This is a genomic window from Lysinibacillus sp. FJAT-14222 (genome assembly GCF_001278875.1).
GTDB lineage: Bacteria > Bacillota > Bacilli > Bacillales_A > Planococcaceae > Lysinibacillus > Lysinibacillus agricola.
In genome coordinates this window covers 101,758-121,746 of sequence record NZ_LIYL01000050.1, presented here as the reverse complement: position 1 = coordinate 121,746, position 19,989 = coordinate 101,758, and the positions used below count along the sequence as shown (strand labels likewise).

Genomic DNA, 19,989 nt, shown 5'->3' with positions numbered 1-19,989 from the left:
TAGGTAGGGATAATTTATGACGAATGAAGAGAAATTACGTGGAATTTTTGCAGAAGCACTTGGGATTAATATTAATCAAGTTACAGAGAACCTAGCTTATAATACAATTCCAGAATGGGATTCAATTGCTCATATGGCATTAATTGCAGAAATTGATGATCAATTTGATACAATGTTAGACACAGATGATGTATTAGATATGAGTACTTTTGCAAAGGCAAAGGAAATATTAATTAAATATGATGTAGAGTTTTGATTGAGGAGGGTGTGGTAGAGACTATCACGCCTTTTTCAATGGAAGGAGAGATTGAATGAGTTTTTTTAAACTGAACAACGATAAAGTTGCAGTCATTACACATGAACGTACATATACTTACAATGAAATTTCTAGAGTGGAATTTAAAAGTACACAAAAAGAATTAGTGTTAATTTTATGTAAAAATACTATTGATATATTATCAACATATGTATCAGCTATGAATAGCCAGCATGCCGTGATGCTACTTTCGGCAGATATTAATCGTGAACTTTTAGAAGATATTATAATCCAATATAGACCAAAATGGATTGTAGGTTTAGAGAGTTATGATGGATATGAGAAAAGTAGAGAGTATTTAGTAAGAATCCAAAATAGTAAAGCGAATATACATCCCGACCTCGCGATTTTATTGAGTACTTCCGGAACAACTGGTAGTCAAAAGTTTGTTCGATTATCCTATGAAAATATTCGCTCAAATGCGGAATCAATTATTAACTATCTTGAGATAGATGAAAATGAACGTGCCATTATGAATTTACCACTTTCTTATTCCTATGGGATGTCCATTGTAAATAGTCATCTTTTTGCAGGTACTTCTATATTATTAACAGATGAAAGTGTCATGGAAAAATCCTTTTGGAGTTTTGTGAAGGATCAGAAGGCGACATCTATATCAGGGGTACCTTTTACGTATCAAATGTTGCAACGTATAGGTTTTACCAAAATGGAGTTACCGACATTAAAAACTTTGACACAAGCTGGAGGGCGACTAAATGAAAAGCTTGTGAAGTTTTTTGCAGAGTATGCAAAGGAAAAAGATAAACGCTTTTACGTAATGTATGGACAGACTGAAGCATCACCACGTATCAGCTATATTCCCTTTGGAAAAGTGTTGGAAAAAGCCGGTACGATTGGCGTGCCGATTCCTGATGGCCATTTGGAAATTGATAAAGCAACGGGAGAGCTTATTTATAAAGGTGCAAATGTCATGATGGGCTATGCTGAATGTCTAGAAGATTTAGCAAAAGCGGATGAGCTTGGTGGCGTTCTTCATACTGGTGACACTGCAACTGTTGATGCAGAAGGATACTTTACGATAACAGGGCGAATGAAGCGCTTTATTAAGCTTTTTGGTTTGCGTATAAACCTAGATGAGGTTGAGAAAAAACTCGAGTCCGCCTTCCATACACCTATAGCTTGTACTGGTTCTGACGATAAATTAATTATAGCCATTGAGCAAGAAGTATTTGTTGAACCTATAAAAAAAGCCGTAGAAGATTTGTACAAACTTCATAAAACAGCTTATAGGATAAAAGTGATGGAAATACCACGCTTGGCAAATGGGAAAACAGATTATATGAAATTAAAGGAGAGCTGTTTATGATTGCCCCTTATCATTTGGAACGAGAGCAAAAATCAGCACAGCTATTAGATAAACTTAATGATTTAACAAAATGGCATATTGAAAAATGTTCAGATTATAAAGCGATGCTTGAAAAAAGTGGTTCTGTAGAGCAAGCAAACTCATTAGAAGAAGTACCCTACCTACCTGTACAACTATTCAAGCTATTAGATTTAAAATCGATTTCACAAGAAGATGTAGTAAAAGTACTTACATCAAGTGGTACGACAGGGCAGCAAGTGTCAAAAATCTATCTAGATAAGGAAACATCTGTTTCGCAAACAAAAACATTAGTGGAAGTGATGAAGCCACTACTTGGCAGTAAACGCTTACCGATGATTATTTTAGATACGAAGTCCGTTTTAAAAGACAGAAAATCCTTTAGTGCACGTGGTGCTGGAATCTTAGGTTTTTCCAATTTTGGTCGTAAACATTTTTATGCTTTAAATGATGATATGAGTTTGGATGTCGAAGGTCTACAGGCATATCTAAAAGAATTTGCAGGACAGAAAATTTTACTGTTCGGCTTTACTTTTATGATTTGGCAGTATGTCTATAAGGAAGCTGTATCTCATGGCTTGGGGATTGATTTTGGCGATAGTATTTTAATTCATGGTGGTGGCTGGAAGAAGCTTAAGGATGAAGCGGTCGATTCATTAACATTTAATCGACTGCTACATGAGCAGTTGGGAATTCGTGAGGTACATAATTATTACGGCATGGTCGAACAGGTCGGTTCAATTTTTGTTGAGTGTAGTATGGGACATCTCCATACACCTAGCTACGCTGATGTCATTATTCGCAATCCGATTACATTTGAGCCAGTTGCTTATGGAGAGCAGGGGCTAATTCAAGTACTAAGCGAACTCCCAAAAAGCTACCCAGGGCATTCGTTACTGACAGAGGATCTAGGTACCATTCATGGGGAAGATAATTGTCCATGTGGTTGGAAAGGGAAATACTTCTCCGTAGCAGGTAGAATTCCAAAAGCCGAGCTCCGAGGTTGTAGTGATACGTTTCAAGGAGGTACAAAATGATGAAGTTATTTTGGCCAAAAAATATAGAGATTGAAGTTGCAATTGAGCAACTATCTTCGAATCAACCGAATCAACCATTCGATCAAGAAGTTGAGGCATTCACACAATCACTTTCCAAGCGTTTTCTTCGAATGAGAGAATTACCTGAAGTGGTAGCTTTAGGTTATTGGCTACGAAAGGCAAATATAAAAGAAATGCAAACGGCTTTTGAACAAGGTACAGTTCAAAAAATTATACGATCACGTGGGACAGTCTTTCATATTGCACCATCAAATGTTGATACGATTTTTGTCTATTCTTGGATGTTATCGTTACTAGCAGGTAATCGAAATGTCATACGAATTTCAAGCAAGGAACAAAATGGATTAAACGTGCTTCTACAAATTATTATAGAGGAATTAGCACGTACCGAATTTCAAAAAATCGCTAAACAGACGATAATATGTACGTATGGTCACGAGGAAAATACAACAGCTGTCTTAAGTGCTGCTTGTCAAACACGTGTGATTTGGGGCGGGGATGAAACGATTAGTTCTATTCGAGAAATACCACTAGCTCCTTTAGCGAATGAACTTGCTTTCCCAGATCGTTTCTCGTTGGCAGTATTAAATAGCGATGTACTCTCTAAACTAGATGAAGTACAACTAGACAGTCTATTAGAGCAATTTTATAACGATGTTTTTTGGTTCGATCAAATGGCGTGCTCTTCCCCTAGATTAATAGCTTGGTGTGGAGATAATCAGCAGGCAGTTAATCGTTTTTGGAAAGCCTTTGCACAAAAGATTCAGCAAAAACAGTATGAATTAATGGCTGCTACACAAGTGTTAAAATATACAACAACCTTAATGCTTGCGACAGAAAGTAATGTAGAAAATTTGAAAAATGGGACTTATTTTTCACGAGTGACACTATCGAATGTTCCAGTAGACGTTCGTGAACGCCACTGTGGTGGTGGTTTATTCTATGAATACAATGTCGATAAACTTGAAGAATTAGCAGATGTACTAATAGATAAAGATCAAACAATTGCCTATTTTGGATTTAAACGCGAGGAACTTGAGAGTTTAGTAGAAGCTATTTCAACTCGAGGTATTGATCGTATAGTCCCTATCGGTAAAGCACTTGATTTTAATGGAGTATGGGACGGACAAAGTTTTTTAACATCGTTTACAAGAGAAGTAGTAATTATATAAATTGAGGTGTTTCAAGGTGAATACAATTGTAATCATCCAAGCAAGAATGGGATCATCCCGTCTACCTGGTAAAATTTTAAAACAGCTTGGCGATGTGGATGTACTTACATATAATATAGAACGATGTCGAGCAATTCAAGGAGTTAGTGAAGTGATTGTTGCGACAAGTAATTTACCACAGGATGATGCTATTGCAAAATGGTGTGAAATGCATCATGTAGCATATTTCCGTGGTTCTGAAGATGATGTGCTAGATCGCTATGTACAATGCGCTAAAATGTATAAACCTGATTATGTAATGCGAGTTACATCAGATTGTCCCTTTGTCGATTACGAAATGGCAAGTGAGATTGTTTCACTAATGGAAAAAGAGCAGAAAGATATTGTATTAATGAATGGAGAGCTTCCACGTGGTTTAGCGGTTGAACTCATTTCCTATGAGGCGTTATTACGTATATACGAAATTGGAACTGAATCACGTCATCGTGAGCATGTCACTTATTACGCTTATGAATTTCCTGAAGAATTTAATGCGGTTACATATAAGGTACCTAAAAATCGAATAGCGCCTGAGCTACGTATCACGTTAGATACTGCAGAAGACTATGAGTTGATTTCGGCGGTTGCCAAGCATTTTAATGACCCGCTAGTTTCAAGTTCAGAGGTTATTCGCTATTTACGAGAAACGCCTAATGTCGCTAAATTAAATGCACATATTGAACAAAAGCCGGTGATTTAATGAAAAAAATAATTATCCGTACGGATGCTTCAGTAGACATTGGAAGCGGTCATGTTATGCGCTGTTTAACAATTGCTCATAATTTAAAGCTGGAAGGTTGTAATGTTCAATTTTGGATGGAGCCACATGCTGGCAATTTAATAGATTATGTTGCACAACAAGGCTATGAAACTATTGCAAAGGCAGAACAAGCTGATCTTTATATAATTGATCATTATGGGCTTGATATGGAATGGGAACAAAATATTCGTCCTTATACAAAAAAGCTAATGGTGATTGATGATTTGGCAAGAGCACATGATTGTGACCTTGTACTCGATCAAAATGTTGTACCGAACTTTGAGGTTCGTTATGATGAGCTTGTACCAAAGCATTGTATTAAACTATTAGGCCCAAAGTACTTAATTATGCGTGAAGAGTTTATTGATGCCCGTCAGCAAATTAGACAGCGCTATCAAGATATTCAACGACTTCTTGTATTTATGGGGGGAACTGATCCAACCAATGAAACGATGAAAATATTGACTTCACTTGAAGAATTGACATTTGCTCATGTAGATGTAGTTGTTGGCAATGGGAATGTGCATAAAGAGAATATTGAACAAATTTGTCATGAACGTAATTATCACTATCATTGTCAAATTTCGTATATGGCACAGCTTATGCAGCAAGCGGATTTTTCTATGGGTGCAGGTGGAAGTTCAATGTGGGAGCGTTGCTATGTTGGACTCCCATCTTCAAGTACTATAGTTGCTGACAATCAGCTCATTACAACTAACTATGCAGATCAGCTTGGAGCAGTCATTAATTTAGGATGGCATGAAGATGTCACAGTAGATACCTATAAACATTTGCTAAATGGATTAGGAGATATAGATGTGGAGAGACTTGAAAGAATCGGTTTGCAATTGACAGTCACATCACAACCAAATGCCTGGTTATCACAAATAATGGAGTTGTTAGCATGATTAAAATTGGACACAAAGAAATTGGCAAGCATGCAAAGCCTTTTATTATTGCAGAAATGTCTGGAAATCATAATCAATCATTAGAAAGAGCTTTGCATTTAGTAGATTTAGCAGCTGAAGCTGGTGTGGATGCGTTAAAGTTACAAACGTATACACCGGACACAATTACATTAGATGTACATACAGGTGAGTTTTTTATCCAAGATGATGCCAATCTCTGGAAAGGGAATTCCCTATATAATTTGTATAAAGAGGCCTATACTCCTTGGGAATGGCATGAGGCGATTTTTAATCGTGCAAAAGAACATGGCTTACTAGCTTTCAGTTCACCTTTTGACGAAACAGCTGTCGATTTTTTAGAAACTTTGAATGTACCTGCTTACAAAATTGCATCTTTTGAAAATGTAGATATTCCATTAATTCGAAAAGTTGCTCGTACAGGTAAGCCTATTATTATTTCGACTGGCATGGCAACAGCATCAGAACTAGACGAGGCAGTTCGAGCTGCAAGAGCTGAAGGAAATCATCAAATTATTTTATTAAAATGTACAAGTACATATCCAGCAACGCCTGCAAACTCTAATTTAGCCACTATACCTCATATGCGAGAGTTGTTTGGTACTGAAATTGGTTTATCAGATCATACGATGGGTGTTGGTGTATCAGTTGCTGCCGTAACACTTGGAGCAACTGTTATAGAGAAGCATTTTACTACCTCTCGTGCTGATGGAGGAGTTGATTCTGCCTTCTCTATGGAGCCACATGAGTTAAAAATGCTAGTAGAGGAAACGGAAAGAGCATGGCAAAGCTTAGGACAAATTCAATATGGTCCAACGGAAGCTGAAAAAGATTCGACTAAATTCCGTCGATCGTTATATATAGGAAAAGACTTAAAAGCAGGTGACGTTTTAACAGGAGAAAATCTTCGAAATGTTCGACCTGGCTTAGGTTTACCGACAAAATACTATGATTTAGTGCTTGGAAAAACTGTTAAGCAAGATGTGAAAAAAGGAACACCTTTAAGTTGGGAGTTACTACTATGAAAAAGCGTAATCAATTCCTTTCCTACGGTTGCCAATCTATAGATGAAGACGATATAGAAGTAGTTGTAGAAACATTACGTTCCCCTTTTTTAACACAAGGGCCAAAAATTAAACAGTTTGAGCAGGCAATTGCAGATTATGTTGGCGCTCAATATGCAGTTGCTTTTTGCAACGGAACTGCTGCCCTTCATGCAGCCTGCTACGCAGCAGGAATTGGCGAAGGAGATGAAGTCATAACATCTCCTATTACTTTTGCAGCAAGTGCTAACTGTGTTAGATATGTGGGAGGAACAGTTGTTTTTGCAGATATTGATGCAAATACATACAATATTGACCCAGCAGAGATTAGAAAGAAGGTAACGCCGAATACGAAGGCAATTATCCCAGTTGATTTCACAGGTCAACCTGCAGATATGGATACAATTATGGAGATTGCACGTGAAAATAACTTAGTTGTTATTGAAGACGGTGCCCATTCGTTTGGTGCTGAATATAAAGGGGAAAAAGTTGGTACACAAGCAGATATGACCATGTTCAGCTTTCATCCGGTCAAACCAATTACCACGGCTGAAGGTGGTATCATCGTAACGAATAATGAAGAGTATTATCAAAAATTACAATTATTCCGAAGTCATGGTATCGAGCAAACTGAGTATTCGGCTGATCAAGGTGGCTGGTATTATGAAATGACGGATCTTGGTTATAATTATCGAATGACTGATTTACAAGCAGCACTTGGCTTATCTCAAATGGCAAAAATTGATACGTTTATCCAACAACGTCGTGAAATTGCAGCATTTTATACGGAGGCATTTCAAGATATAGAAGGAATTATCGTTCCACAGCAGCTAGAGGGAACTAATTCCGGCTGGCATTTGTATATGCTTCAGCTTGAGGGAATATCTCGTAAGTTTGTGTTTGAACAAATGAGATCTTTGAATATAGGAGTTCATGTACATTATATTCCGGTCTATTGGCACCCATATTATAAGGAACAGGGTTATGAACGTGGAATATGTCCAATTGCAGAAATGTGGTATGAAAAAGCTTTGACATTACCAATTCATCTAAATATGACTGTAGAAGATTTATCAATAATCGTGTCGAATATTAAAGAATTATTAAAACAACCGAAATAAGTAGTATAACAAACAGCTTACTTTTAAAAGAGTAAGCTGTTTTAACAGGAGTTGACGATATGATTAATTTTCAGCCACTAACTGATCTTCCTACAATGAAAATTTCGGAAAATCCAAGCATGCAGCATTATAATCCCGTTACTATGCAAGAGCTTTTTTCGATTCAAAATGTTGCAAATCAGATAAATTCAAAAGCAAAAATTTTTCTAGTTATTGGTGTTGGTGGTTCTTTTCTTGGTGCACGTGCGGTGATTGATGCTTTAACTCCTTATTTCCATACTAATAATGGTGTCGAAATTTTATATGCTGGAAATAATATGAGTGGTGCCTATTTAAAGCAGCTATTGTCTTATTTAGATACGAAGGATGTTTATGTCAATGTTATTTCAAAGTCTGGTTCAACAATGGAGCCAGCCCTTGCCTTTCGAGTTGTGAAAAAATATATGGAGCAACGATATGGTAAAGAAACACGTAAAAGAATAATTGTTACAACTGATTCGGAAAAAGGAATTTTAAAGCAAATTGCCATTAAAGAAGGATATCGCCAATTTACTGTTCCGTCTGATGTTGGAGGACGTTATTCTGTATTTACGCCAGTAGGTTTATTACCAATTGCAGTTGCAGGTATTGATATAGAAGCTTTTGTTCGTGGGGGAAGACAAGCGGAATTAGATTTTTCTAGTGAATCGAATAGTGCAGTCGATTATGCTTGTAATCGTTATGCATTATATAAACAAGGTTATTCAGTTGAACTGCTTGCCTCGTTTGAGCCAAGACTTAATAAATTGCATGAATGGTGGAAACAGCTATTTGGAGAAAGTGAAGGGAAAGAACATAAAGGGCTATATCCTTCAACCGTGAACTATTCGACAGATTTACACGCTATTGGACAGTTTATTCAAGATGGTAGTCGTATTATGTTTGAAACACTTATTCACTTTGATAATATCGAAGAAGATATTGAAATCCCTTTTTCTCCTGAAAATATAGATGGTCTGAATTATTTAGCTGGTCGATCAATGAATGAGGTAAATGCAACATCAAAAGATGGGGTAGCACTCGCACATGAAGAAGGTGGCGTACCTGTTATTCGTATAGAATTGCCAAAATTAGATGCATATCATGTTGGATATTTGATGATGTTCTTTATGAAAGCGTGTGTTATCAGTGCCAACTTACTAGAGGTAAATCCATTTGATCAGCCCGGTGTAGAAGCATATAAAAATAAAATGTTAGAGTTGTTAAAGGAAGATGTGGTGAAGGTTCGTGCATAAAGAATTGTATGAGTTGTGGCGACAAAAAGCGAATAGTATGTATCAAGATGAACTGCTGGAAATTGCTGATAATAAACAAGCGATAGAAGATCATTTCTATCAATTAGTTCCTTTCGGTACAGGTGGGATGAGGGGAAAGCTAGGAGCTGGCACCAATCGTATCAATATTCATACCATACGTTTAGTTGCTGAAGGATTAGCTCGTCAAATTGAATGTCAGGGAGAAACGGCGAAAATAAGTGGTGTCGTTATTGCGTATGATACACGTCATTTTTCTAAAGAATTTGCATATGAAACAGCAGGAGTTTTGGCTGCGCATGGTATACAAAGTTATGTATTCAGTGAAAGTAGACCAACCCCTGAGCTTAGTTTTGCAGTCCGTTATTTAGCAGCTTATGCCGGGGTAGTTATTACAGCAAGTCATAATCCTAAAGAATACAATGGTTTTAAAGTGTATGGGCAGGACGGAGCGCAATTAACACCTCAATTTGCCGATGAAGTCTTTGAACACATGAAAAGAGTAGAAGATATTTTTAAAATCCATTCCCTCACAAAAGATGAATTATTTACATCGGGTTATTGCATTGAGATGCTAGAAAAATTGGATGATGCGTATAATGCTGCCCTAAAAACACTTGTTCAAGCTAATGGTAAAAAGGATGTAAACATAGTCTATACTCCTTTGCATGGTGCAGGTCTTGTGCCGACAAAGCGTGCTTTAAAAGAGGCAGGCTTTACAAATGTACATATTGTTAACGAACAAGCTATTCAAGATGGCGATTTTCCAACAGTGCTGTATCCCAATCCTGAAGAAACTCTTGCCTTTCAAATGGGGATTGCTTTAGGGAAGGAAGTTGAAGCTGAATTAATACTAGCTACAGATCCAGATGCTGATCGTCTTGGTGTAGCGATACTTAATGAAGACCAGTATCAACTTTTGACAGGGAACCAACTTGGAGCTTTATTGTTAAACTATATACTTTCTACAAAGCAACTAGTAGGAAATTTACCTTCGAATGGGGCAGTGTTAAAAACTATTGTAACCTCAGAGTTAGGGACAGCAATTGCAGATAGTTTCAACATACAAACAATAAATACACTTACAGGTTTTAAATATATTGCTGAGAAAATCGCAGAATTTGAAACAACTAGTGAGCATTCATTTTTATTTGGCTATGAAGAAAGCTACGGGTATCTAGCAGGAAGTTTTGTAAGAGATAAAGATGCAGTACAAATTGCGCTCTTAACTGTAGAAATGGCTTCTTATTATAAAGAGCAAAATCTATCACTTTTAGATGTGCTGAACTCCCTTTACCAGCAACATGGATACTATCAAGAAAAATTGTTGTCATTTACATATGAGGGGATAGAGGGGCAGAAGCGAATAACCAATATTATGGAGCACTTTAGAAAAAACAAATCTATCGAAATGGCTGGAATCAAAGTTATAGCAACAGAAGATTACAAAGCAGGATTTACATATCTTGCAAACGGTGAGAAACAAGCGTTATCTTTATCGAAAACAGATGTTCTCAAATATAGATTAAAAGATGGTTCATGGATTTGTATTCGACCTTCGGGAACAGAACCGAAATGTAAGATTTACATTGGAGTACGAAAGGATAGCGAAACAGAAGCATTTGAAGCCATGATTAATATAGAAGAGTATATGCAAAAAATGATTAATTAAAAATTAAAAAACCTCGAATTCTGCATATTGTCTGATTTCGAGGTTTTTTAACTATAGCTTGTCTAAAAATGAAATGAAGACTTAACAAGATACTAAGCATTTGTTTACCAAAAAACGTGAAACTATACAAAATCCTTCCGATAATAATGGTAAGCAATTGAAAAGTTTAGGAGGTTGAGTTAAATGCGTATTGCATCGCAAGGGCAGTCAAATGATACGGTTTCTGCACCAACTAATACAAAAGCAATGAATGTGCAAGAAAATATGACGCCTAATGTTTCAACAGTAACCATCTCTCAACCGGTAGTAGAAAATACATCTACTGTTGGAGAAGAGCAGGAAATTTCAAAGGACAAATTACAACAAGCTATAGATGTTGTAAATGAATTTCTAGAAATAAATCATAGTTCTTCAAAATTTGTCTATCATGAAGGTTTAGATCGCTATTATGTAACAATAGTTAATCGTGATACAGATGAAGTAGTTAAAGAGATTCCACCCAAAAAAATATTAGATGCTTTCTATGAAATGCAAAAGATGGTGGGAATGATTGTAGACGAGAAAATTTAAACGAAAATTAGGAGGAAATAAACATGGTAATGAGAATGGGTGGATTAGCGTCAGGGATGGATATTGATAGTCTTGTAGAGAAGCTGATGCAGGCAGAAAGAGTGCCTTTGAATAAAGCTTTTCAAAAAAAGCAAACATTCGAATGGCAACGTGATGCGTATCGCAATGTAAACACGACACTAAAAAAACTAGATGACTTTTTATACAAAAATACATTTTTACAAAGTCAAATGATGAAAAAAACTGCTACTTCTTCAAATGATAAGTTAGTATCTGTTAATGCAACTAATAGTGCCACGGGTACACTCAATATCGAAAGTGTGACACAGTTAGCCACTGCAACACAACTAGTAGGGAAGCAAACTGAATATACAGGTAGTACGAAATTAACTGAATTAGGTATAACGGAAACATCTTTAGAGTTAAGTTCTATAGATAAAGATGGGAATTTAGCAGCCAAACCTACTACAATTAGTTTCGATCCGAATAAAGATACGGTGAATGATTTAGTTAAAAAGATAAATGAAAGTAAAGCGGGTGTAACGGCTTTATTTGAAAATGGGAGACTTTCTTTAACTGCAAACAATACAGGTAGTGTGAAAAGTGGATCAGGTGAGATTGTTTTCGGAAAAGAAGGAAAAGATGTATTTGACGCGTTAGGCTTTGCAAATGAAGCAGAAGTTTCAAAAAGAGAAGGCCAGAATGCCATTTTACAAGTGAATGGAATTTCAATGGAGCGCTCATCCAATAAAGTGAATATTTCTGGTTATGAAATTATATTAAAGGAAACATTCAACGCTAATGCAGGTGCAAAAGAGCGTTTAATCGTAGCACAAAAAGAACGAGATAATGCGGATAAAGCTTTAAATGGTACAGGTGGATTAAAGGACATTAGAAATGCTGCTCGCGAAACATTTGAAAAATACCGCGATACTGATTACAAAGATGCCTATGAAACTCTTTTTGGCATTAATGAATTAAGTCAAGACCAACAAACGAAATTTAATGGGCTTTCAAGTGTGGGAAAAGTAGCTCATTTAGAAACTACCGATTTAGAGGCACTTAGGGATTTAGGTATAACAGATTTCTCAAATGAAGCTAAAGTGAAAGAAATTATTAGTGATGAGACAAACGGCCTATCAGATGATCAAAGAGCAAAATTAATTTCTTTATCAGGCAAAGATTTAGAAGCATTAAACAGCTCAGATGGGGAAGCATTATTGGAAAGAGCAAAGCAAGTTGATTTTGAAAATTCTTATAAAACGCTTGATAAAAAGTTTTTATCTGAATTATCATCAGAGGATATTAATTTTTTAGCGTCTATTAAAGGTAAGAATAGTGCTGAAATTGACGAAGCATTCGCAGGTGCGACAGAAGATATTCGAAAGAAATTTGATGGTTTAGACCGAGTAGATTTAGGGAAATTGTCTGATTTGGCTGACGATGGCAACTTAGATAAATTCAAATCATTTTATGCGATTGATAAACAAAATCAAGATTATAGTGCTGCATATAAAGCAGCAGAAAATGCTGTTACGGCTGGTGAAAAACGATTAGCTGAAGCAGAAAAATCATTAGAAAATGCTAATGCTGCTGTGGATGCTACCAAAGATGATACATCACCATCTGTAGTAGCTGTTAGTGTGAATTCTACAATAGAAACAGAGTCTATTAAAGATCGCATTAAAGAATTTGTCGAAAGCTATAATGAGATGTTAGATTCGTTAAACGGTTTATTGAAAGAAAAAAAATATCGTGACTACCCACCATTAACAACAGAACAGCGTGAAGATATGTCAGAAAGTGAGCAGAAGCTTTGGGATGAAAAAGCAAAAAGTGGCCTTTTACGTAGTGATTCACTAATCCGTGAAGGTCTGTCTAAAATGCGTACGCAATTTATAAGCCCGGTGAGTGGTCTTGGTGATAAAACGATGGATGCATTGGCTGAAATCGGAATTACAACTTCGAAAAATACATCAGACGGCGGCAAGCTTGTTATTGATGACAAAAAATTGGATGCAGCTTTAGAAAAAGATCCGCAACAAGTTGTTGATATTTTTACAAAAACAGGAAGTGTTACTACAACATATGATGCTGATAAAAAGCGCAATGTTACGGAGGACTCACGAGGAATTACTCAACGTTTGCGTAATGAAATTAAAAATCTTACTCAGAGTATTGAGAAAAAAGCAGGAAGAGAAGGCGCAACAGAACAATCGTATAATATAGGTAAAAACATTGTTGATACGGACAATCGTATCACGAAGTTACAAGCAAAATTAAAAGATATCGAAGCTCGATACTGGAAACAATTCACCGCTATGGAACAAGCAATCAATAAAGCAAATCAACAATCTAGTATGTTCATGCAAGGTTAAGGTTTGGCGGTGTTTCTAATTAGCAAAGTAGGAGAAAATTATGCAACTAATAGATCAACTATTGCAGGTGTCAGCTAATTTATTCAAACTTTTGGGCGATGCTCCAAATGGTGAAGAGCGTGATGAATATATTGACAATATCAATAGCATGTTGGACAAGCGTGGAACAATTATTGAAGGTTTAGTTCAAGAAGGCTTTCGCTTCGATGAACAGAATCGCGTTCATCGTATGTTATTAGAATTAGATAATGGGATAAAAGAACGATTGGCTACTGTCATGAGCGCCGTAAAGCAGGATATGGCAAACCTACAGAAAACGAAAAAAAGTGAAGGGCAATATTTCGATCCATACTCGAATGTTCGTGTGATGGATGGGATGTATTATGACAAAAAGAATTAATATTTACCTATTAGCTTTTCTTCGTAAGATGGTTTAAACTAGTAAATAAGTAACCTTTAAAAGGAGTTGTCCTTTATTGGCAGCAAATTTAACAGCACAAAATGCGTATAAACAAAATAGTGTTACCACTGCTTCCCCTGGCGAGCTTACGTTAATGCTTTATAATGGATGCTTGAAGTTCCTGCACAAGGCTAAACTGGCCATCCAGGAAAAGAATATCCAAGAGAAAAATACGAATCTTCAAAAAGCACAGGCGATTATTAGTGAGCTAATGTCTACACTAAATATGGACATTGAAATTTCTAAGCAAATGCTATCTCTATATGAATATATAAATCATCGTTTAGTAGAGGCAAACATTCAAAATGATGTCACTATTATTGAAGAAGTTGAGGGGCTTGTGACGGAATTCCGTGATACATGGAAGGAAGTTATTCGCATCAATCGACAGCAGCAATTCGGTCAGGGTAACACTGGACAAATTTAGACAACATAAGAGGCCATCGAATGATGATGGTCTCTTTTCTTTGCGAGAAAGACGAGACACGGCATTTAAATCATACAAAAGGGAACCGTTTAAGTAGTCATAAAATAGGCCTTTAATCGGTAAAATATGTTACTTATTCCCTCTAGATGTAAAACATGCATCGTGTCATAATCAAGCTAAATAGATGTTTAGAATAGTATTGGGGTGGGTAGATGATATTTAAGCGCCAGGAAGGTTTTCGATTTAAATTCGATGAGCCTGTTAAAATGACTTTTGCAATATATGAGAATGGCAGAGTCAATCAAGCACAAACGGCAATGGCTGATTTGCTCGATATTAGTCCACGAGGTTTGAAGATGTTTACTGAGGTGGATTTAGGAGTCAATCCTCCTCCTCTAGATTTACGCTTTGTTCTTGATACAAGAGAGGTACGAGCCTATGGTGAAATAATTTGGAGCCGTCCTTTTGGTAATGGTAAGCAGTATGGCGTGAATTTCAATAATCAAGAATCGGTTGAAGATTTGATTGTCGAAGAGTTGAAGCTACGCCGAAGAAAAGAAGCGGATGAGGCAAAACTAAATAATATTAATTCCTAAAAATTTTTGTGAAAAAAAGAATTATTTTAGAGGAATTTCTCATACTTGTGTAGAAATATATAGTATAGCAGTTATAAAGGAGGAGTTTACATGTTAAACTTTAACATTCGCGGTGAAAATATTGAGGTAACTCCAGCTATTCGAGAGTATGTTGAAAACAAAATCGAGAAAGTTGAACGTTATTTTAATGAAGATGTTAACGCCAACGCTAACGTAAATTTAAAGGTTTATAATGACAAGCAAACTAAAGTGGAAGTTACAATTCCGATGAAAAACTTAACTCTTCGTGCAGAAGAGCGTCATAATGATATGTATGCTGCGGTTGACTTAATTGTTGATAAATTAGAACGTCAAATCCGTAAGCATAAAACAAAGGTAAACCGTAAATTCCGTGAGCGTGAAGGTACAGGCCTTTATTTTGCTACAACTCAAGCTGTAGCTGATACAGCTTCAGAGGAAGAAGAATACTCTATTGTTCGTACAAAACAATTTGATTTAAAACCGATGGATCAAGAAGAAGCTGTATTACAAATGAATATGCTAGGGCATGATTTCTATATCTTTACAGATGCGGAATCAAACGGCACAAATATTGTCTATAAACGCAAAGACGGTAAATACGGCTTAATTGAAACAACTTAAATTTTATATGAACAAAAGGCTCTCGCCATAGCGGGAGTCTTTTTTATCTTCATTCAGTAGAAAATTATTATCTCAATAGGTGATGGAATGATTGCAGGTATATTTTTTCTCCAAACGCCTACTGAATAAAGATAAGCCTCTGGCAGATGTCACGGATTTTGAAAGGAGTCAATATATGGATATTAGCCTAAAACCGTCGCTTCCTGCGACAACGGCTAACTGACCTGCGTCGTGCAGGCCTTAGCACAATTCAAAATCCGGACGCAATTACGCCAAGGCGAAATTGATTTGATTTCTTTTCATGCTAAGGACACTGTTTGCATGAAACTGTTACACAATGGTAAAATGAAAGTTGAGACTATATAGGAAGTGAAAAAATTCATGGCAAACCTATTAAATAAATTATTTGATTTCAATAAACGTGAGTTAAAAAAATTAGAAAAAATCGCTGACCAGGTTGAGGGATTCGCTTCTCAAATGGAACAGCTTTCAGATGATCAATTACAAGCGAAAACAGAAGAATTTAAAAAACGTTATGCCGACGGAGAGAATTTAGAATCGATTCGTGCGGAAGCTTTTGCCGTTTGTCGGGAAGGGTCAAAGCGTGTGTTAGAGATGTATCCATTCCGCGTACAAATTATGGGTGCTGCTGCACTTGATGAAGGTAATATTGCGGAAATGAAAACCGGTGAAGGTAAAACGTTAACGGCTACAATGTCTGTTTATTTAAATGCCATTACTGGTAAAGGCGTACATGTTATAACAGTCAATGAATATTTAGCTAGTCGTGATGCTGAGGAAATGGGACATCTGTATAATTTCTTAGGCTTAACGGTTGGTTTAAACTTGAACAGCCTATCGAAAGAAGAAAAACGTATGGCATACGAAGCTGATATTACGTATAGTACAAACAATGAGCTAGGCTTTGATTATTTACGTGATAATATGGTGCTTTATAAAGAGGAACGTGTACAACGTCCGCTGCATTATGCCGTGATCGATGAGGTTGACTCGATTTTAATTGATGAAGCGCGTACGCCATTAATTATTTCGGGTCAGGCTGGGAAATCAGCACAGCTTTATAAACAATCTAATGCGTTTGTTCGTATGTTAAATGCAGAAACAGATTACACATATGAAGAGTCAACAAAAGGTGTTACGTTAACAGATGCTGGTGTTGAAAAAGCGGAGAAGTCGTTCGGTGTTGATAACCTATTTGATTTAACGCATGTACGTTTAAACCATGCCATTAACCAATCGTTAAAGGCACATGTAAGTATGCATAATGATGTTGATTATGTTGTTCAAGATGGAGAAATTGTTATTGTTGACAGCTTTACGGGTCGTTTAATGAAAGGTCGTCGTTACTCAGATGGACTACATCAGGCGATTGAGGCTAAAGAAGGCGTGGAGATTCAAAATGAATCGATGACGATGGCGACAATTACATTCCAAAACTACTTCCGTATGTATCAAAAGCTTTCAGGTATGACAGGTACAGCGAAAACAGAGGAAGAGGAATTCCGTAATATTTATAATATGAGTGTTGTGGCGATTCCAACGAATAGGCCGATTGCTCGTGATGACCGTCCAGACTTAATTTTTGCTTCAATGGATGGAAAATATAAAGCGGTGGCGGCAGATATTGCAGAGCGCCATAGAGCAGGACAACCTGTTCTTGTTGGTACGGTTGCAATTGAAACATCTGAAATTATTTCGAATTTATTGAATAAACATAAAATCCCGCATAACGTATTAAACGCGAAAAACCATGAGCGTGAAGCAGAAATTATTGCCAATGCAGGTACAAAAGGTGCAGTAACAATTGCAACAAACATGGCTGGTCGTGGTACAGACATTAAGCCTGGCGAAGGTGTAATGGAGATTGGCGGTTTAGCGGTAATTGGTACGGAGCGTCATGAATCTCGTCGTATCGATAACCAGCTGCGTGGTCGTTCTGGTCGTCAAGGGAATCCAGGGGTTACTCAATTCTATCTGTCACTAGAAGATGAATTAATGCGCCGTTTTGGCTCTGATAATATGAAGTCCATGATGATGAAACTAGGGATGGACGATTCACAGCCATTACAATCTAAAGTTGTTTCAAGAGCAGTAGAATCAGCTCAAAAACGTGTTGAAGGTAATAACTTCGATGCTCGTAAACGTTTATTACAATATGATGATGTGTTACGTCAACAACGTGAGATTATTTATAAAGAGCGTTATGACGTATTAGAAACAGATAATATGCGTGTGCTTGTTGAGTCTATGATTCAAGAAACGATCGACAATGTTGTCGCATTGTATACACAAGGTGAGCAAAAAGATTGGAACTTAAAAGCACTTGATGACTTTGTCGCAGCAAACCTATTAGAAGAAGGCATTCTGAAGGTAGAAGATTTCCAAGGTAAATCTGCAGAAGAGATTATCCAGCTGATTTCTGACGCTGTGCATGTACGTTATGAAGAAAAAGAAGCAGAGCTTACTCCAGAGCGTATGCGTGAATTTGAAAAGGTTATCTTACTACGTTCAATTGATACGAAGTGGATTGATCATATTGATGCAATGGATCAGCTTCGTCAAGGTATCCATCTTCGTGCATATGGCCAAAATGACCCGCTTCGTGAGTATCAACAAGAGGGCTTTGCTATGTTTGAGGATATGGTCGCTTCCATTCGTGAAGATGTAGCGAAATATGCGATGAAGGCAGAAATTCGCAGTAACTTAGAACGTGAGGAAGTTGCAAAAGGTCAAGCTGTTAATCCGAAAGAGGATGGTTCTCCAGCTCCGAAAAAGCAACCTGTCCGTAAGGCTGAAAATGTCGGACGTAATGATTTATGTCCATGTGGAAGCGGTAAGAAGTTTAAAAACTGCCATGGTGCGGCTCAATAAGTATAAATACGAAAAAGATCATTTTAACTATACGTTAAAATGGTCTTTTTTTGATGTTGGGATATCCTGACGATTTGAATACACCTATACCCCTGGCTAACAATCCAAGGAGGCTCGGCGGGAAGGGAGGAGCATTTATCGGAACAGTCAGGTAAGCTAAACATTGCGCCTCGCTAGAACCCTTTTTTAGACTCTATAAAGATGTAACATGACTGAAAGAAGACCAGACCTTGCACGAAATGAAGAGGACATAAAAAAGTGGAGCCCTTTTCTATTTTTCATAAATCCAAAAAGATAAATTGATAGATAATTCAGAAAAAAGTACACAATACTACAACAATAGGTAAATAGTTCAATAAAAAGGGTAATGTTTATAACTTTTTTCTGATTTATTATGAATATATATGGATAGTCGAAAAGTTTTAAAATGTGATAAGTGTGGGCCTACTTTCTTTGAATAGAGGGGGTGATTCATGTGTGGACATAAAAATCCTCGAGTAGCGTAGTCCTGAAAAGACCTACTCGAGGAAATACATTGGAGTATACCAATATAACTATTAGTATACTCCTTTTTACTAGAAAATATAAATATTATTTAAAGGAGGATTAACATGCATTCTGAAGATATTATGAGTAGTGAAACGATGCTGTATATGCCGGAGTATGATGCCTTTGGAAACTTATGTACACTTGTGATAGAAAGGGATTATCAATATATATCCAAATTAGCACCGACAAAATTGATGGATTTTAATTTACGTTATTTTGGTTCTAGTTTAAGAGGTGCCTTAGATGGATCGAAGATGATACTTGGTAAGCTAAACAAAAATCCAATAGTGGTCCATGAGCGAAGTAATATCGTATGGTTCCCAAGTAGATCTGCTCTACATCCTGAATGTATCTGGTTCGCTGTCCACCATATTGATGACTATCAAGTGGTGGATAAAAAGAGGACAAAAGTAACGTTTATGAATGGAAAGAGAATTATTGTGGATCTGAGTATGAGAGCATTTGAATATCGAATTCAAAGAGCGTTTTTACTAAAATATAAACTGGAGAAACGAACAAAGTACTTACTTGTTCAAAATGATCGCGCTAAAGTATTTCAACGTATGGCAAGCCACAGTTCTATGTTTGAGGATGAAGCTTAAGGCGAATAGCTATCGCACTATTTAGTTATGTAAATCATGCTGTATTGTTAAAAAAGTATGTTTTCCGACGTAAAAACGTTATAATAAAAAAATACGGGGCTTACAAAAAATAGAGAAATGAGTATTTTG

Annotated in this window: 18 protein-coding genes; all 18 read left to right on the top strand. The window is 36.7% G+C overall.

The genetic code is table 11. The features are described from left to right. Nucleotides 1–16: 16 nt before the first annotated feature. The 18 genes from AN161_RS21425 (at nucleotide 17) to AN161_RS21340 (ending at nucleotide 19,860) form a co-directional block, all read left to right on the top strand. Nucleotides 17–256, top strand: coding sequence for an acyl carrier protein (locus AN161_RS21425; RefSeq protein WP_053596360.1), 240 nt, complete (start codon nucleotides 17–19; stop codon nucleotides 254–256). Nucleotides 257–311: 55 nt separating this feature from the next. Next, nucleotides 312–1,643 (top strand): AMP-binding protein, encoded by a 1,332-nt coding sequence (locus AN161_RS21420; protein ID WP_053596359.1) that lies wholly within the window; start codon nucleotides 312–314, stop codon nucleotides 1,641–1,643. Continuing rightward, the gene (locus AN161_RS21415) at nucleotides 1,640–2,698 is read left to right on the top strand and encodes an acyl-protein synthetase (RefSeq protein ID WP_053596358.1); all 1,059 of its coding nucleotides are present in this window, start codon (nucleotides 1,640–1,642) and stop codon (nucleotides 2,696–2,698) included. Before AN161_RS21420 ends, AN161_RS21415 begins: the two co-directional genes overlap by 4 nt. After that, nucleotides 2,695–3,891, top strand: a complete 1,197-nt coding sequence (locus tag AN161_RS21410; RefSeq protein ID WP_241774619.1) for an acyl-CoA reductase — start codon at nucleotides 2,695–2,697, stop codon at nucleotides 3,889–3,891. Before AN161_RS21415 ends, AN161_RS21410 begins: the two co-directional genes overlap by 4 nt. A gap of 16 nt (nucleotides 3,892–3,907) precedes the next feature. After that, the gene (locus tag AN161_RS21405; RefSeq protein ID WP_075807315.1) at nucleotides 3,908–4,630 is read left to right on the top strand and encodes a glycosyltransferase family protein; all 723 of its coding nucleotides are present in this window, start codon (nucleotides 3,908–3,910) and stop codon (nucleotides 4,628–4,630) included. Further along, the gene (pseG, locus tag AN161_RS21400) at nucleotides 4,630–5,598 is read left to right on the top strand and encodes a UDP-2,4-diacetamido-2,4,6-trideoxy-beta-L-altropyranose hydrolase (protein ID WP_053596357.1); all 969 of its coding nucleotides are present in this window, start codon (nucleotides 4,630–4,632) and stop codon (nucleotides 5,596–5,598) included. Before AN161_RS21405 ends, pseG begins: the two co-directional genes overlap by 1 nt. After that, entirely contained in the window at nucleotides 5,595–6,641 is a 1,047-nt protein-coding gene (gene pseI / locus AN161_RS21395) for a pseudaminic acid synthase (protein ID WP_053596356.1), read from the top strand. The genes pseG and pseI overlap by 4 nt, the downstream gene beginning before the upstream one ends. Further along, nucleotides 6,638–7,780 (top strand): UDP-4-amino-4,6-dideoxy-N-acetyl-beta-L-altrosamine transaminase, encoded by a 1,143-nt coding sequence (pseC, locus tag AN161_RS21390; RefSeq protein WP_053596355.1) that lies wholly within the window; start codon nucleotides 6,638–6,640, stop codon nucleotides 7,778–7,780. The genes pseI and pseC overlap by 4 nt, the downstream gene beginning before the upstream one ends. A 59-nt stretch (nucleotides 7,781–7,839) precedes the next feature. Further along, nucleotides 7,840–9,054, top strand: coding sequence for a glucose-6-phosphate isomerase (locus AN161_RS21385; RefSeq protein WP_053596354.1), 1,215 nt, complete (start codon nucleotides 7,840–7,842; stop codon nucleotides 9,052–9,054). After that, nucleotides 9,047–10,744, top strand: coding sequence for a phospho-sugar mutase (locus AN161_RS21380; protein WP_053596353.1), 1,698 nt, complete (start codon nucleotides 9,047–9,049; stop codon nucleotides 10,742–10,744). Before AN161_RS21385 ends, AN161_RS21380 begins: the two co-directional genes overlap by 8 nt. Nucleotides 10,745–10,927: 183 nt before the next feature. Then, nucleotides 10,928–11,314: a flagellar protein FlaG gene (locus tag AN161_RS21375; protein WP_053596352.1), complete on the top strand. Its 387-nt coding sequence runs from the start codon at nucleotides 10,928–10,930 to the stop codon at nucleotides 11,312–11,314. 23 nt (nucleotides 11,315–11,337) lie between these two features. Beyond that, complete coding sequence (gene fliD, locus AN161_RS21370; protein ID WP_053596351.1) at nucleotides 11,338–13,692, top strand: flagellar filament capping protein FliD; 2,355 nt, start codon at nucleotides 11,338–11,340, stop codon at nucleotides 13,690–13,692. Between the two features lie 40 nt (nucleotides 13,693–13,732). Further along, on the top strand, nucleotides 13,733–14,092 hold the full coding sequence (locus AN161_RS21365; RefSeq protein WP_053596350.1) for a flagellar protein FliT: 360 nt from the start codon (nucleotides 13,733–13,735) through the stop codon (nucleotides 14,090–14,092). 76 nt (nucleotides 14,093–14,168) lie between these two features. Then, nucleotides 14,169–14,579 (top strand): flagellar export chaperone FliS, encoded by a 411-nt coding sequence (gene fliS, locus AN161_RS21360; RefSeq protein WP_053596349.1) that lies wholly within the window; start codon nucleotides 14,169–14,171, stop codon nucleotides 14,577–14,579. Between the two features lie 212 nt (nucleotides 14,580–14,791). Beyond that, nucleotides 14,792–15,175: a PilZ domain-containing protein gene (locus tag AN161_RS21355; protein WP_053596348.1), complete on the top strand. Its 384-nt coding sequence runs from the start codon at nucleotides 14,792–14,794 to the stop codon at nucleotides 15,173–15,175. Between the two features lie 90 nt (nucleotides 15,176–15,265). After that, nucleotides 15,266–15,817, top strand: coding sequence for a ribosome-associated translation inhibitor RaiA (gene raiA / locus AN161_RS21350; protein WP_053596347.1), 552 nt, complete (start codon nucleotides 15,266–15,268; stop codon nucleotides 15,815–15,817). 381 nt (nucleotides 15,818–16,198) lie between these two features. After that, nucleotides 16,199–18,709, top strand: coding sequence for a preprotein translocase subunit SecA (secA, locus tag AN161_RS21345; protein ID WP_053596346.1), 2,511 nt, complete (start codon nucleotides 16,199–16,201; stop codon nucleotides 18,707–18,709). 611 nt (nucleotides 18,710–19,320) lie between these two features. Further along, on the top strand, nucleotides 19,321–19,860 hold the full coding sequence (locus AN161_RS21340; protein WP_053596345.1) for a competence protein ComK: 540 nt from the start codon (nucleotides 19,321–19,323) through the stop codon (nucleotides 19,858–19,860). Nucleotides 19,861–19,989: the final 129 nt, after the last annotated feature.